Below are 12,965 nucleotides of genomic sequence, written 5' to 3'. Positions count from 1 at the left end.
CGCGTCGTGGCGGATGAGGTTGGGTTCCTAGTTGCTGAGCTTGCAGCCGCCCGCGTTCTCGGGACGGAATGCGTTGTTGCCGGGAATGACCGAGATCTTCTGGTAGTAGTCCCAGGGATGCTTGCTCTCGCCCGGCTTCTTCACGCGATAGAGCGAGAGGTCGTAGATGACGCGGCCGTCCTTGCGGACATGCGCGGGGCGACCGAAGAAATCGACCGGCAGCTTGCGCATTTCGGCATTGACAGCTTTCGCCTCGTCGGTGCCGCCGGCCTCGATCGCCTTCAGATAATGACGTACGGCGGCATAGGTCGCCGCTTGCAATTTGGTGGGCTCACGCTTTTCGATCGCAAAGAACCGCTTGGCAAACGCGCGGGTGCCGTCGTCGTCATCCCAATAGTATTGGGATGCGACGTACATGCCCTGTGCGTCCTTTAGTCCGATCGAATGGACGTCGGAAATGAAAGTCAGCATGCCGACGATGGTCTGCCCGCCCCGTTGCAGGCCGAACTCGTGGGTCTGTTTCACTGCATTGACGGTGTCCGCGCCGGTGCCGGCCAGCGCCACGACCTTGGCGCTTGAGTTCTGCGCCGCGAGCAGGAAGGACGAGAAATCGGTGGTGTTGAAGGGATATCGCACCGCGCCCAGCACCTTGCCGCCCGCATCGGTGACCGCTCGCGAGGCGTCTTTCACCATCGCAGTGCCGAACGAATAGTCGACCGCGACAAAGAACCAATCCTTGCCGACACGGTGGCTGAGTTCACCGACGAGACCGGCCGACAGCGCGTAGGTATCGTCCGCCCAGTGCGTGACGACGGGCGAGCATTTGTCGCCGGTCAGTTCCGATGTCGCAGCGCCCGATACAAGCGCCGTCCGGTTGCTCTGCGTCGCAAGCCCGGCGACGGCGAGACCGACGGAACTCACCGCAAGGTCGGTGACGGCGTCGACATGATCGACGTCGAACCATTGCCGCGCGATCCCGACCGCGACATCCGGTTTGTTCTGATGATCGGCCGAGATGATTTCGATCGGCTTCCCTAGAACCTTGCTGTGAAAATCCTCCGCCGCAAGCTTTGCGGCGGTCACCGAGCCCGGGCCGCCGAGATCGCGGCCGCTGCCATAGTCGCCCAATACCGCAATGCGCACCACGCCGTCCGAGATGCCCGAGCCATCGGGCGCGGCATGTGTAAGCGGCGTCGAAAGCAGCCATGTGGCGATCGTCGATGCCGCCCAAGCCGCGGGCCGTCTATGCGGACGAACTGTCTGAAGCAATTCCGGTCCTCCCAAAATGTGTGTCCATCTGATGGACATCATTCTCATATTCTGATACTATCGACGACGGCAAATCGGTCAAGATGCGCGGCGCGCAGTGCGCCCCTGCCGGAATCGCGGATGTGACGGATGACAAAGAGACCCAAGGCGGAGACCCGGGACGCGGAGCAGGGGGCATCAGGCGTGCGGGCGGTGGACCGTGCGATCGCGATCCTGCAATGCTTCACTCCCGATCAGCCGGCGCTGAGCGTGCTCGAGATCCAGAAGCGCGTCGGGCTGAGCCGACCGACGCTGTACCGTCTGTTGCAGACGCTGGCGCAACGCGACCTCATCCAGGCCGAAGGCGAGCCGCAGCGCTTCCGCCTCGCTCATGGCGTGATGAAGCTCTCGCATGTCTGGCTAAAGGGACTTGATATCGTTGCAACCGCGCGCCCGATCGTCGAAGGCTTGCGCGAGGCGACCGGCGAGACCGCCGCGCTGTTCCGGGTGCAGGAGGATCGCGGCATCTGCATTCTCGAATGCGAGAGCCGTCACGTGCTCTCGATCAGCCGCGGCGTCGGCGATAGCCTGAGTCTGACGCAGGGGTCGACGGGCAAGGCCATGCTGGCCTTCATGGAGCCGGAACGGCAGGCGGAGCTTCTCTCCACCATCAGGAAGAGCGGCGAGCGGACCGAACTCGAGGAAGCTCTGAAATTCGCGCGGCGACACGGCTATGCGATGAGCCACAGCGAGATCTTCGCCGGCGCCGTTGCGGTGTCCGCGCCATGCTTCGATCACCGCGGCAGCGTCGTCGGCTCGATCGGTCTTTACGGGCCGAGCGCGCGCATCGACGAACAGAAACTGCTCGACTATTCAAAGCTGGTGCGCGAGGCGGGACGGCAGATTTCCGCCTTGCTGGGATTTCAGGACGGCCAGCCGGCCGCAACGAAACGCGCACGCCCTGATTGATGCCAATCCCGCTCGGCAGCCCGGTGCTCGGCGGCTGGGTGCGCTGCCTGGAAGTTGCTATCGTCGGAACAATCGCAATGTTGATGGGACCGCGAGAGCCGAATTGGAGGCTACCATGCCGTATCTTGTTGCCGCCGATCACCCCACTGAAAGCGCGGGCCGCAGGTTTCGTGCCTTGCTGCGCGAGCCGGGCATCCTGCGGCTGCCAGGCACGCACAATGGCATGGCCGCGCTGCAGGCGAAGGCTGCCGGATTCAAGGCGGTCTATCTGTCGGGCGCGGCGATGACGGCGTCGATGGGCTTGCCTGACCTCGGCATCATCACCGTCGACGAGGTCGCGTTCTTCGTGCGCCAAGTCGCACGTCCGTCGGGCCTGCCGGTCCTGGTCGACGGCGACACCGGCTATGGCGAGGCGCTGAACGTGATGCATATGGTGCGCGTGTTCGAGGAGGCGGGCGCCGGCGCGGTGCATCTGGAGGACCAGCTTCTTCCGAAGAAGTGCGGACATTTGAACGACAAGAAGCTTGCTGATGCCCATGACATGGCGGCCAAGGTCGCGGCCGCGGCAAAGGCGCGCCGCGATCTCGTGGTGGTCGCCCGCACCGATGCCGCCGCAAGCGAGGGCCTCGATGGCGCGGTGGCGCGCGCCAAGCTCTACATGGAAGCCGGCGCCGAGGCGATCTTTCCCGAGGCGCTCGATAGCGCCGAGATGTTCCGCGCCTTCGCGGAGCGGATGCCGGGTACGCCGCTGCTCGCCAACATGACCGAGTTCGGCAGGACACCATTCTTCACCGCTGCCGAGTTCGAGGCGATGGGCTACGCGATGGTGATCTGGCCGGTCTCCGCACTGCGGGTCGCGAACAAGGCGCAGGAGCAGCTCTATGCCGCGATCGCGCGCGACGGCGGCACGCAGAACATGATCGACAAGATGCAGACCCGCGCCGAGCTCTACGCGACCATCGGGCTGTCCGATTACGAGGCGCTGGATGCCTCGATCGTCGCCACTGTCATCCCCGAAACCATGCCACAGCGCTGATCCTTTACCTCTCCCCAGCGGGGAGAGGTCGATTTGCGCGTGGCGATGCGGAGCATCGTCCAGTGCAAATCGGGTGAGGGGACTCGGCTCCATGCGAGAGCGCAACCCCTCACCCGCGCCGTCGGCGCGACCTCTCCCGATGGGAGAGGTGAATCCCCTGCCGCACAGATTGTTCTCGTCTCATCATGCTTTAGGTTGGCGTGCCCATCGCATAGGGTTTCAGCACCGCATAGAGGAAGTCGTGCGTCGGCGTCGCAACGCCGAGCTTGCGGCCGAGCTCGACGACCTTGCCGTTCAGCCAGGGCAATTCGAGCCGGTTGCCGCGCTCGAGATCGAGCGCCATCGACGCCTTCATTGCCGGCGGCGCATGGCCGATGAAGTCGAGCGCCTTCTCGAGTGCGTCGGGCGGCAGCTTGATGCCGTGGGCGCGGCCGACGGCGATGGTTTCCCGGCAGGTCGACACGAACAGCGGGCGGAGATCGGGATCGTCGCGCAGTCTGCCGATCGGTTGCCTCGTGACGGCCGTCATGCCGGCATTGCTGGCGAGCAGGATGAACTTCATCCAGAGCTCGGTGATGATCTCTTCGCTCAGCGTCGCATCGAAGCCTGCCTTCAGGCAGAGCTCAAGGAACGCCTTGCCGCGCCGCGTGATGCTGCCGTCGAGCTCGCCGAAGATCATGCGCATGAAGGTGCCGACCTGATTGATCACGCCGGGCTTGATGATCGACGCGCTGATCTGCGCGACGCCGCCCATCACCGCCTTCCGCCCGAGGATCGGGATCAGCCGCTCCGGCGCGTCGATCCCGTTCTGCAGCGGGATGACCGCTGTCTCGGGACCGACCATCGGCTTGATATGCTCGCCGGCGCTTTCAACGTCCCACAGCTTGACGCAGAACAGCACGACATCGACGGGGCCGACGCTGGCCGGATCGTCGGTCGCCCGCGTCGGCACCAGATGGGTTTCGCCGCGTCCGCCCTGGATCTTCAGCCCTTCGCTCCGCATGGCCGCGAGATGGGCGCCGCGCGCGATGAAGGTGACGTCGGCTCCGGCATGCGCGAGCGCCGCGCCAAAGCCACCCCCGACGCCGCCGGCGCCAACGACTGCAATCCGCATGATCTGTCTCCTACTGGTCCGCTTCGGTGGTGGACCGATAGCCTCGACGATATCGGGCCAATTCTCAACCCGCTTGTCCTGAGAACCGCGCCGACCCAGCGGCAATGGCCGTCTAAGCCACCTTCCTGCGTTGAACTTGCCGGCCTGAATCGCTAAGCCATGCTGCGAAGTTCGGGAGGCAACGTGGTGGAGAAGACAGGGCCGACGGCGGTCGCGCTTGACAACGCGACGGTGGCGTTTCGGTTGGCGGGTGGACGGGTCTACACCGCGGTCGAGAAGGCAAATCTTGCAGTGGCACATGGCGAGTTCGTCGCCATTGTCGGGCCGACCGGGTGCGGGAAATCGACGCTGCTGAACGTCGCGGCCGGTCTGTTGCGGCCGGCGTCGGGTACCGCGCGAATCTTTGACAAGCCGCTTGCCGGCCTGAACCGCGACGCCGGTTACCTGTTCCAGGCCGATGCGCTGTTCCCGTGGAAGACCGCAATCGACAATGTCGCGATCGGGCTCGAGATCAGGGGCACGCCGCGGACCGAAGCGCTGAGGCGCGCGCAGACGTGGCTTGAGTCGGTCGGCCTCGGCGCCTTCGCGGGACGCTATCCGCACATGCTGTCCGGCGGCCAGCGCAAGCGGGTCGGCCTCGCGCAGGTCCTGATCCGCGATCCGAAGATCCTCTTGATGGACGAACCATTCGGTCCGCTCGACGCGCAGACCCGGCAGATCATGGGCAATCTGCTGCTGGAACTGTGGAACGCTGATCGCAAGGCGGTGCTGTTCGTCACCCACGATCTCGAGGAAGCGATCGCGCTGGCCGACCGCGTCGTGATCATGTCGGCCGGCCCTTCGGCCCGGATCATCGGCGACTGGCGCATCGCGCTGCCGCGGCCGCGCGACATTTCAGAGATCCGCATGGAGAAGGATTTTCACGCCTTGCACCGGGAGATCTGGAGCGTGCTGAAGGATGAGGTGATGAAAGGCTACGTGCAGTCCTCGCAGGCGGGAGCCGCCTGATGTCGCGCCTGACGTTGTTGGCGCTCCAGGTGCTGGTCGCCGTTGTCGTGCTGGTGCTGTGGCAGCTCTTCTCGACCGTGCCGGTGTTCGGCAAGATCCTGCTGCCGCCGTTCTTCTTCTCCAATCCGGTCGACGTGTTCAGCCAGATCGTCAAATGGTTCTCGTCCGGCGTGATCTGGAAGCATCTCGCAATCACCTTGTGGGAATCCATCCTCGCCTTCGTGATCGGCTCGGCCGGCGGCATCCTGGTCGGCTTCTGGTTCGCGCGGCAGCCGCGCACCGCCGCGGTGTTCGATCCCTATGTGAAGATGGTCAACGCGCTGCCGCGCGTGGTGCTGGCGCCGATCTTCGCGCTGTGGTTCGGGCTCGGCGTCTGGTCCAAGGTCGCGCTCGGCGTGACGCTGGTGTTCTTCATCGTGTTCTTCAACGTCTATCAGGGCGTCAAGGAGGTCTCGACCACTGTGCTCGACAATGCCCGGATGCTCGGCATGAACGAGCGGCAGTTGATGCGGCATGTCTATTGGCCCTCGGCGCTGTCCTGGATGTTCTCGTCCCTGCACACCTCGGTCGGCTTCGCTGTGGTCGGCGCCGTCGTCGGCGAATATCTCGGTGCCGCGGCCGGCCTCGGCTATCTGATCCAGCAAGCCGAAGGCGTGTTCGACGTCGCGGGCGTGTTCGCCGGCATGTTCGTGCTGTCGGCGTTCGTCATCCTGATCGACATGGGCGTGACGGTCGTGGAGAAGCGGCTGCTGGTCTGGCGGCCGACGACGGCGTCGCGGCAGTAGGGCAAACTCCCGCCGCGTTGACCCGTTCCGCTCGCTTGCCGTAGGGTGTGGCCTAGCCTTGGCCTGACGTCAGGAGACGATCATGAGGCGGCTTGGTTACGCGCTCGCGTTCTGCCTGTTACTCCTCCGCCAGGCTTCGGCCGATATGGCATTGCCAGGTTTGATCCAGGAATTCGTCAAGGTACCGATCAGGCTTTCGGAGGAGCGGCAGGTTAACCTCGAGGCCATGGTCGTACGCCCGGATCGGCCCGGACGGTTTCCGGTGGTCATTCTGGTTCATGGCACGCCGGCTGCGACAGGAGAGGCCTTTCGTATCGCGATCGCCCATCAAGCGCCGACCGCGCTCGCCAATCCGGCCGTAGCATTCGCGCAGCGCGGCTACGCGGCCGTATCGATCATGCGCCGTGGCTTTGGCCATTCGGAGGGACCATTTGCCGAGCGCCTCTCGGGACCGTGCAACGATCGGGATTATCTGGCCGTGGGACATGCTGCGGCCGAGGACGTCAGCGGCGCGGTCGTCGCCCTTCGCAGCGAGCCTTGGGCTGACCCGGACCGGGTTCTGCTATTTGGTCATTCGACCGGCGGGTTTGCGGTGATCGTCGCCGCGGCCAACAATACTCCCGGCGTCATAGGTGTCCTCGATTTCGCCGGCGGTCACGGATCGGCCGGCTCTGACCACGTCTGCAGCCCGGATCGTCTGGTGGAGGATGCCGGTATCCTCGGCCGCACCACCCGGGTGCCCGCATTGTGGATTCATGCCGAGAACGATCACTACATTCCGGCGCCCCTGGCTCGCCGCATGTTCGAATCCTACACTGCCGCCGGCGCTCCCGCGCAATTGGAGATGCTGCCGCCTTTCGGCGTTGAGGGCCATCGCGTTGCGACCGGACCTGTTGAAACATGGTGGCCTGCCGTCGAAGGCTTTCTAAGCGGATTGCGCCTGCCGGTTTCGGTAATGGTCGAGCTGCCGCCGCTAGTCTCGATTCCCGCGCCCAGCCCGCTCAATGCCGCATGTGCGATGTATTTCAATGATTACGTGGCGACGCGCACTGACGCCAAGGCATTTGCATGGAATGCCCAAGGTCATTGTTCATTGGTCATCGACCATACCGCCGATGAAGCCAGGCAGGAGGCGATGCGCTTGTGCGTCGAGGCATGGAAGGACTGCTCGCTGTATGCCGTCGGACAGTCACGTATGCGCGGCTAGACCGGATGGCCGCGCCGCGTCCATCAGCTTTCGGATCTTGTTCGCAACCTCCGGCTCGGTCGGGTTGTAGACGACCATGCTGAGATCGGGCCGGCCGTCGACCGCGAATGCGGAATATTCGAAGGTGATCGGGCCGAGGATCGGGTGCCGGAGATGCTTGACGCCCTCGCCATGGGTGCGGACGTCGTTGTCGCGCCACATCGCCGCGAACTCCGGGCTCAGCCGGCAGAGCTCGTCGACGAAAGGTTGCACCGCAGCCGCCGCGCCGGCGCGCGCCGCGTCCACCCTGAATGCGCCGACCACGAAGCGCGCCACGCTTTGCCAATCACGCTGCGCGGCGCGGACGCGCGGATCGAGAAAGATGAAGCGCAGGATGTTGCGCTGGTTCGGCGGCAGCGCGCCGTAGTCGGTCAGCATCACGGTCGCGGCCCTGTTCCAAGCGACGACGTCCCACGTCGCGGTGCGGATGACCGCCGGACTCGGCGATAGCGCGTCGAGCACGCGCTGCAACCGCGGCGTGACGCCTTCGCTTCTTTGGTAACGAACTTCGGGCGTGCGGCCGAGGCCGAGCAGGAAGAGGTGCTCGCGCTCGACGTCGGTCAGCATCAGCGCGCGCGAGATGCGGTCCAGCACATCTGCCGACGGCGCCCCGCCGCGGCCCTGCTCGAGCCACGTGTACCAGGTCGGGCTGATATTGGCGCGCTGTGCCACCTCCTCGCGGCGCAGGCCCGGCGTGCGACGCCGCCCGGCCGGAAAGCCGAAGGTGGCGGGATCGAGCTTGCTGCGCCGATCTTTCAGATAGGTCCCGAGCCGATTGTCGTGCGCGCCTGAAATGCTCATCCTGTTAGCTATTATACCATGATAAGATCACTACTTTACCAGAATAATCCAGATGAGATTTGTCTCCAGCGAAACCTGGAGATTTGCCTATGCGTGTATTCGTCACTGGGGCCACCGGCTGGGTCGGCTCGGCCGTCACCAAGGATCTGATCGCCGCCGGCCATCAGGTGCTCGGCATGACCCGCTCGGAGAAGGGCGCGGAGGCACTGGCAGCCGCCGGTGCCGAGCCGCATCACGGGACACTCGAGGACCTGGATAGCCTCAAGCGCGGCGCCGAACAGGCAGATGCGGTGATCCACTGCGCCTTCAACCACGACTTCTCGAAGTTCGCCAGGAACTGCGAGGATGACCGGCGCGCGATCGAGACGCTGGGCGTCGTGCTCGAAGGCTCGAAGCGGCCGCTGCTCACGACATCGGGCGTTGCAACCATGGCGCAGGGCCGCGTCGCCACCGAGGAGGACGCGCCACATGCAGTCTCCGAGGCCTATCCGCGCGCGTCGGAAGCGGCGACGATGGCGGTGGCGTCACGCGGCGTGCGTGCAGGTGTGGTGCGTCTGCCGCCGTCGGTGCACGGCCACGGCGATCACGGCTTCGTGCCGCGCCTCGTTGCCTTCGCGCGCGAGAAGGGCGTCTCCGCCTATATCGGCGAAGGGCTCAACCACTGGCCCGGCGTGCACCGTCTCGACGCGGCGCGGGTCTACCGGCTGGCGCTCGAGCGCGGCGTCGAAGGCGGTCCCTTCCACGCCGTGGCCGACGAAGGCGTAGCGTTCAAGGACATCGCCGAGGTGATCGCCCGCCGTCTCAACGTTCCCTTGGTGTCGAAGTCGCCGGAGGAGGCGGCCGCGCATTTCGGCTGGTTCGGCCGGTTCGTCGCCATCGACGTCCCGACCTCGAGCGCGCGCACGAGGTCGCGGCTCGACTGGCAGCCGGAGCAGCCGGGACTGCTCACCGACATCGATCACCCCGCGTATTTCGCGCAATAGTCTGGGAGAGCGGTCCGATGCTATTAGCCTTCGTTGCGAGTTCGGACCGGCGCGAAGCGCGGCCGTAACCAGCTATCGGAAAGTCGCCTTCTCAAGCCAGCCGCCCTGCATTATCTTGCCGCCAAATTTCGAGTGGAGGACGTCATGAGGACGATGTTGGGCAAGGTCGCGGGTGTGTTGCTGGCGCTCGTGATGAGCACGGGCCTTGCCGCTGCGCAAAGCAAGATCACCATCGCGGTCGGCGGCGGCGCCTGCCTGTGCTATCTGCCGACGGTGCTCGCCAAGCAACTCGGCGAATATGACAAGGCGGGGCTTTCGGTCGAGCTGGTCGATCTCAAGGGCGGCTCGGATGCGCTGAAAGCGGTGCTCGGCGGCAGCGCCGATGTCGTCTCCGGCTATTTCGACCATTGCGTCAACCTCGCGGCCAAGAAGCAGGAGCTGCAGGCCTTCGTGGTCTATGACCGCTATCCCGGCCTCGTGCTGGTGGTCTCGCCGAAGCACACCGGTGAGATCAACTCGATCAAGGATCTCGCCGGCAAGAAGGTCGGCGTCAGCGCGCCGGGCTCGTCGACCGATTTCTTCCTGAAGTACATGCTGAAGAAGAACGGCCTCGACCCGATGGGCACGTCCGTGATCGGTGTCGGTCTCGGCGCCACTGCGGTGGCCGCGATGGAGCAGGGCCAGATCGATGCCGCCGTGATGCTCGATCCCTCCGTCACCGTGCTGCAGGGCAGCCATTCCGACCTCAAGATCCTGAGCGACACCCGCACGCAGCGTGACACGCTCGCGGTGTTCGGCGGCGAATACCCGGGCGGCGCGCTCTATTCGACCGCGGCCTGGGTGAACGGGCACGAGAAGGAGGCACAGGCGCTGACCAACGCCATCATGGCGACGCTGTCCTGGATTCATTCGCATTCGGCCGAAGAGATCATGGCCAAGATGCCGGATGAGATCGTCGGCAAGAACAAGGATCTTTATCTGGCCGCGCTGAAGAACACGATCCCGATGTATTCGGAGACCGGCAAGATGGATCCGAAGGGCGCGGAGGCGGTGCTTGCGGTGTTCAGCGTGGGTTCGCCCGACGTGGCGAAAGCCGGCGTCGACGTGACCAAGACCTACACCAACAAATTTGTCGATCAGGTCAAGAAAACGACAGGAATGAACGCGAAGTAGGGAGCATGGTCTGGAACCGGAGAGTTGCTGTCGCACAAGGCGTTGTAGCGGCTTTCCGGCGGGACCATGCAGCCAAGGGAATCAGGGTGCGGTGAACGACATGCAGTCTCCGGTCATTCATCGCGTCACCGCGCTCGACCTGACGTTGCGGAATCGGCGCTGGCCGTTCGCCGACGCGCGGCGTGCCGAGATCGACGCGCATTTCGCCGCCCAGCAGCGCGCGAAGCCGAGCCTGTGGAACGGCCGCGTGCTGCTCGGCCGCGACCCCGTGTTTGCGGGCGGGCGTCTCAGCGCCAATTACTTCGAGACAGATTTCGCGAGCTTCCTCGCCTGGCGCGACTGGGGTTTCCCCGACGGGGAGATCTTCAACGGCTTCGGCATGGGCGCACTGCTGGCGAACGACGGCGCCTTCGTGCTCGGCGAGATGGGCCAGCACACGGCCAATCCCGGGCGGATCTACTTTCCGTCCGGTACGCCGGACCTCAACGACATCAAGGAAGACGCCGTCGACATCGCCGGCAGCGTGATGCGGGAGCTCGAGGAGGAGACCGGCCTTTCCGCCGCAGACTGCCGTGCGGATGCGGACTGGTACTGCGTCTACACCGGGCCCGCGCTTGCGATGATCCGCATCCTGCGCGTCGACATGCCCGGCGAGGCGTTGCGCCAACGGCTTGAGGCCAATCTCGCGCGGCAGCACGATCCCGAGCTCGTCGCGATCCACCTGGTGCGCAGCCGCGCCGATCTCGGCGCCGCGATGCCGCGCTTCGTCACGGCGTTCATCGAAGCACAGCTTGCGGCCTAGCGCCGCGCGCCTGCAACCAAGTGCTAGAGGAACTGCGCCGCACCGACACGGCCATGGCGCTTGACATCATCGCGTGGTCCCCGTGTGATAGGTGAAACAAAAACGCGGTGCACAACCCCCGGGAGGGATTCATGCGGGTCACGAAGGCGCCACGCAGGCCGCCGGCGGCGTCGTACGCCGGTGCCGCGGCACGGATGCGGCGCGCGACCGCGCGGCGGCCAGCCGGCGTGACCTCTCATCAGACCTAGACCGCAGTTCGAAAGGGACCGCCGTGCTCGCCGTCGAAGGTCTCGTCAAGCGGTTTGGCGGTTTTCGCGCCGTCAACAACGTGTCGTTCCGCGTCGAGCGGGGCGAGATCCTCGGCCTGATCGGCCCGAACGGCTCGGGCAAGAGCACGATCTTCAACATGCTGTCGGGCACCTTGCCGCCGACCGCAGGCTCGATCCTGTTCGACGGCCGCGAGATCGCGGGGCTTGCTCCGCACCGGATCATCGTCAGCGGCGTTGGCCGCACCTTCCAGATCCCGCGGCCGTTTCACCGGCTCAGCATTTTCGAGAACGTGGCGCTCGCGGGCTTCTACGGCCAGGGCCGCCACAGCCGTGCCCGAGCGGAGGAGGCGGCCGAGCGCGCGCTCGCGATGGTCGGCCTGCCGACCGACCGCCATGCCAGCGTCGAGGGCCTGGGCGCCGCCGGGTTGAAGAAGCTTGAACTGGCGAAAGCACTCGCGACCGGGCCAAAGCTGCTGCTCGCCGACGAAAGCCTCGGCGGCCTCGACGAAGCCGAGATGGACCAGGCCGCCGACATGTTGCGCCGGATCCGCGACGAGCTCGGCATCACCATCATCTGGGTCGAGCACATCATGGGCGTCCTGATGCGCGTCGTCGATCGCGTGATGGTACTCGATCATGGCGAGAAGATCGCCGAAGGTCTGCCGGCCGATGTCGCTGGGAACGCCAGGGTGATCGAGGTCTATCTCGGCACCGATGCCGATGCGAGCCTTGCGGCGGCTGCGGCCGCGCAGGCGCGCCGCCGGATCGAGGCGTGACCGGCATGCTCGAGCTCAGATCAATCGACGCGGGCTATGGCAGCTTCCAGGCGCTGTTCGACGTCAGTCTCGACGTCAAGGCGGGCGAAGCGGTCGGCGTGATCGGCCCGAACGGCGCCGGCAAGACGACGTTGATGCGCGTGATCTCAGGTTTGATCCGTCCCGTCAGAGGCCGCATCACGATGCAGGGCACGGACGTCGTGGCGACGCCTCCGCATCGCATCGTCAGCCTCGGCATTGCCCATGTGCCGGAGAACCGCCGGCTGTTTCCGCGGCTCAGCGTCGCCGACAATCTGAAGATGGGCGCCTATATGCCCGGCGCACGCGCCCATTACGCCGAGCGGCTCGACTTCGTGTTCGAGCTGTTCCCGCGCATGAGGGAGCGTCGCCACCAGATGGCCGGCACCATGTCCGGCGGCGAGCAGCAGATGTGCGCGATCGGCCGCGCGCTGATGTCGAACCCGAAGCTGCTGCTGCTCGACGAGCCCTCCGCAGGCCTCGCGCCGGTCGTGGTGCAGCAGGTGTTCGAACTGGTGAAGCGGATCCGCGCCAGCGGTCTCACGGTGCTGATCGTCGAACAGAACGTGCAGCAGGTGCTGCGCGTGGTCGACCGCGCCTACCTGCTGGAGGCCGGCACCATCCGTGTCGCCGGCACGTCGGCGGAGCTCGCGGCGAGCGACACCATCAAGCAGGCGTATCTGGGGGTGTGAGGATGACACTGTCCACTCGATCAGTGTTCTCCCTCTCCCGCTTGC

At 65.4% G+C, this 12,965-nt stretch carries 13 protein-coding genes; 10 read left to right on the top strand and 3 right to left on the bottom strand.

Annotated features, from left to right (window positions below; all coding sequences use genetic code 11):
- Window positions 1-27: 27 nt before the first annotated feature.
- Window positions 28-1,269, bottom strand: coding sequence for an ABC transporter substrate-binding protein (locus tag P6U25_RS27495; RefSeq protein WP_407147890.1), 1,242 nt, complete (start codon window positions 1,267-1,269; stop codon window positions 28-30).
- A 129-nt stretch (window positions 1,270-1,398) separates the two neighbouring features.
- Here P6U25_RS27495 and P6U25_RS27490 point away from each other — a divergent pair, with 129 nt between their 5' ends.
- Window positions 1,399-2,217, top strand: a complete 819-nt coding sequence (locus P6U25_RS27490; protein WP_407147889.1) for an IclR family transcriptional regulator — start codon at window positions 1,399-1,401, stop codon at window positions 2,215-2,217.
- Window positions 2,218-2,332: 115 nt separating this feature from the next.
- The gene (gene prpB, locus P6U25_RS27485) at window positions 2,333-3,253 is read left to right on the top strand and encodes a methylisocitrate lyase (protein WP_407147888.1); all 921 of its coding nucleotides are present in this window, start codon (window positions 2,333-2,335) and stop codon (window positions 3,251-3,253) included.
- A gap of 190 nt (window positions 3,254-3,443) precedes the next feature.
- Here the strand turns inward: prpB and P6U25_RS27480 are convergent, their stop codons facing one another.
- Window positions 3,444-4,367, bottom strand: coding sequence for a 2-dehydropantoate 2-reductase (locus tag P6U25_RS27480; RefSeq protein WP_407147887.1), 924 nt, complete (start codon window positions 4,365-4,367; stop codon window positions 3,444-3,446).
- A 186-nt stretch (window positions 4,368-4,553) separates the two neighbouring features.
- Here P6U25_RS27480 and P6U25_RS27475 point away from each other — a divergent pair, with 186 nt between their 5' ends.
- The 3 genes from P6U25_RS27475 (at window position 4,554) to P6U25_RS27465 (ending at window position 7,367) form a co-directional block, all read left to right on the top strand.
- A complete protein-coding gene (locus P6U25_RS27475; RefSeq protein WP_407152625.1) occupies window positions 4,554-5,375 on the top strand; it encodes an ABC transporter ATP-binding protein in 822 nt (273 codons plus the stop codon).
- On the top strand, window positions 5,375-6,160 hold the full coding sequence (locus P6U25_RS27470) for an ABC transporter permease (protein ID WP_407147886.1): 786 nt from the start codon (window positions 5,375-5,377) through the stop codon (window positions 6,158-6,160). Before P6U25_RS27475 ends, P6U25_RS27470 begins: the two co-directional genes overlap by 1 nt.
- Window positions 6,161-6,242: 82 nt before the next feature.
- Window positions 6,243-7,367: an alpha/beta hydrolase family protein gene (locus P6U25_RS27465; RefSeq protein ID WP_407147885.1), complete on the top strand. Its 1,125-nt coding sequence runs from the start codon at window positions 6,243-6,245 to the stop codon at window positions 7,365-7,367.
- Here the strand turns inward: P6U25_RS27465 and P6U25_RS27460 are convergent.
- The gene (locus tag P6U25_RS27460) at window positions 7,350-8,207 is read right to left on the bottom strand and encodes a helix-turn-helix transcriptional regulator (RefSeq protein ID WP_407147884.1); all 858 of its coding nucleotides are present in this window, start codon (window positions 8,205-8,207) and stop codon (window positions 7,350-7,352) included. The two genes, P6U25_RS27465 and P6U25_RS27460, sit on opposite strands and share 18 nt — an antisense overlap.
- An 89-nt stretch (window positions 8,208-8,296) precedes the next feature.
- On the opposite strand from P6U25_RS27460, the gene P6U25_RS27455 reads away from it, so the two are divergent.
- From P6U25_RS27455 to P6U25_RS27435, 5 genes are all read left to right on the top strand, one after another.
- A complete protein-coding gene (locus tag P6U25_RS27455) occupies window positions 8,297-9,190 on the top strand; it encodes an SDR family oxidoreductase (RefSeq protein WP_407147883.1) in 894 nt (297 codons plus the stop codon).
- A 144-nt stretch (window positions 9,191-9,334) separates the two neighbouring features.
- The gene (locus P6U25_RS27450; RefSeq protein ID WP_407147882.1) at window positions 9,335-10,363 is read left to right on the top strand and encodes an ABC transporter substrate-binding protein; all 1,029 of its coding nucleotides are present in this window, start codon (window positions 9,335-9,337) and stop codon (window positions 10,361-10,363) included.
- Between the two features lie 100 nt (window positions 10,364-10,463).
- Window positions 10,464-11,165, top strand: a complete 702-nt coding sequence (locus tag P6U25_RS27445; RefSeq protein WP_407147881.1) for an NUDIX hydrolase — start codon at window positions 10,464-10,466, stop codon at window positions 11,163-11,165.
- Window positions 11,166-11,436: 271 nt separating this feature from the next.
- Window positions 11,437-12,210 carry an ABC transporter ATP-binding protein gene (locus tag P6U25_RS27440; protein WP_407147880.1) on the top strand — a complete coding sequence of 258 codons (774 nt, stop codon included), beginning with the start codon at window positions 11,437-11,439 and terminating at the stop codon, window positions 12,208-12,210.
- A 5-nt stretch (window positions 12,211-12,215) separates the two neighbouring features.
- On the top strand, window positions 12,216-12,920 hold the full coding sequence (locus tag P6U25_RS27435) for an ABC transporter ATP-binding protein (RefSeq protein WP_407147879.1): 705 nt from the start codon (window positions 12,216-12,218) through the stop codon (window positions 12,918-12,920).
- Window positions 12,921-12,965: the final 45 nt, after the last annotated feature.

Origin of the sequence: Bradyrhizobium sp. ORS 86 (genome assembly GCF_045571475.1) — a bacterium.
Taxonomy (GTDB): domain Bacteria; phylum Pseudomonadota; class Alphaproteobacteria; order Rhizobiales; family Xanthobacteraceae; genus Bradyrhizobium.
This window is presented reverse-complemented; position numbering and strand designations above follow the sequence as displayed.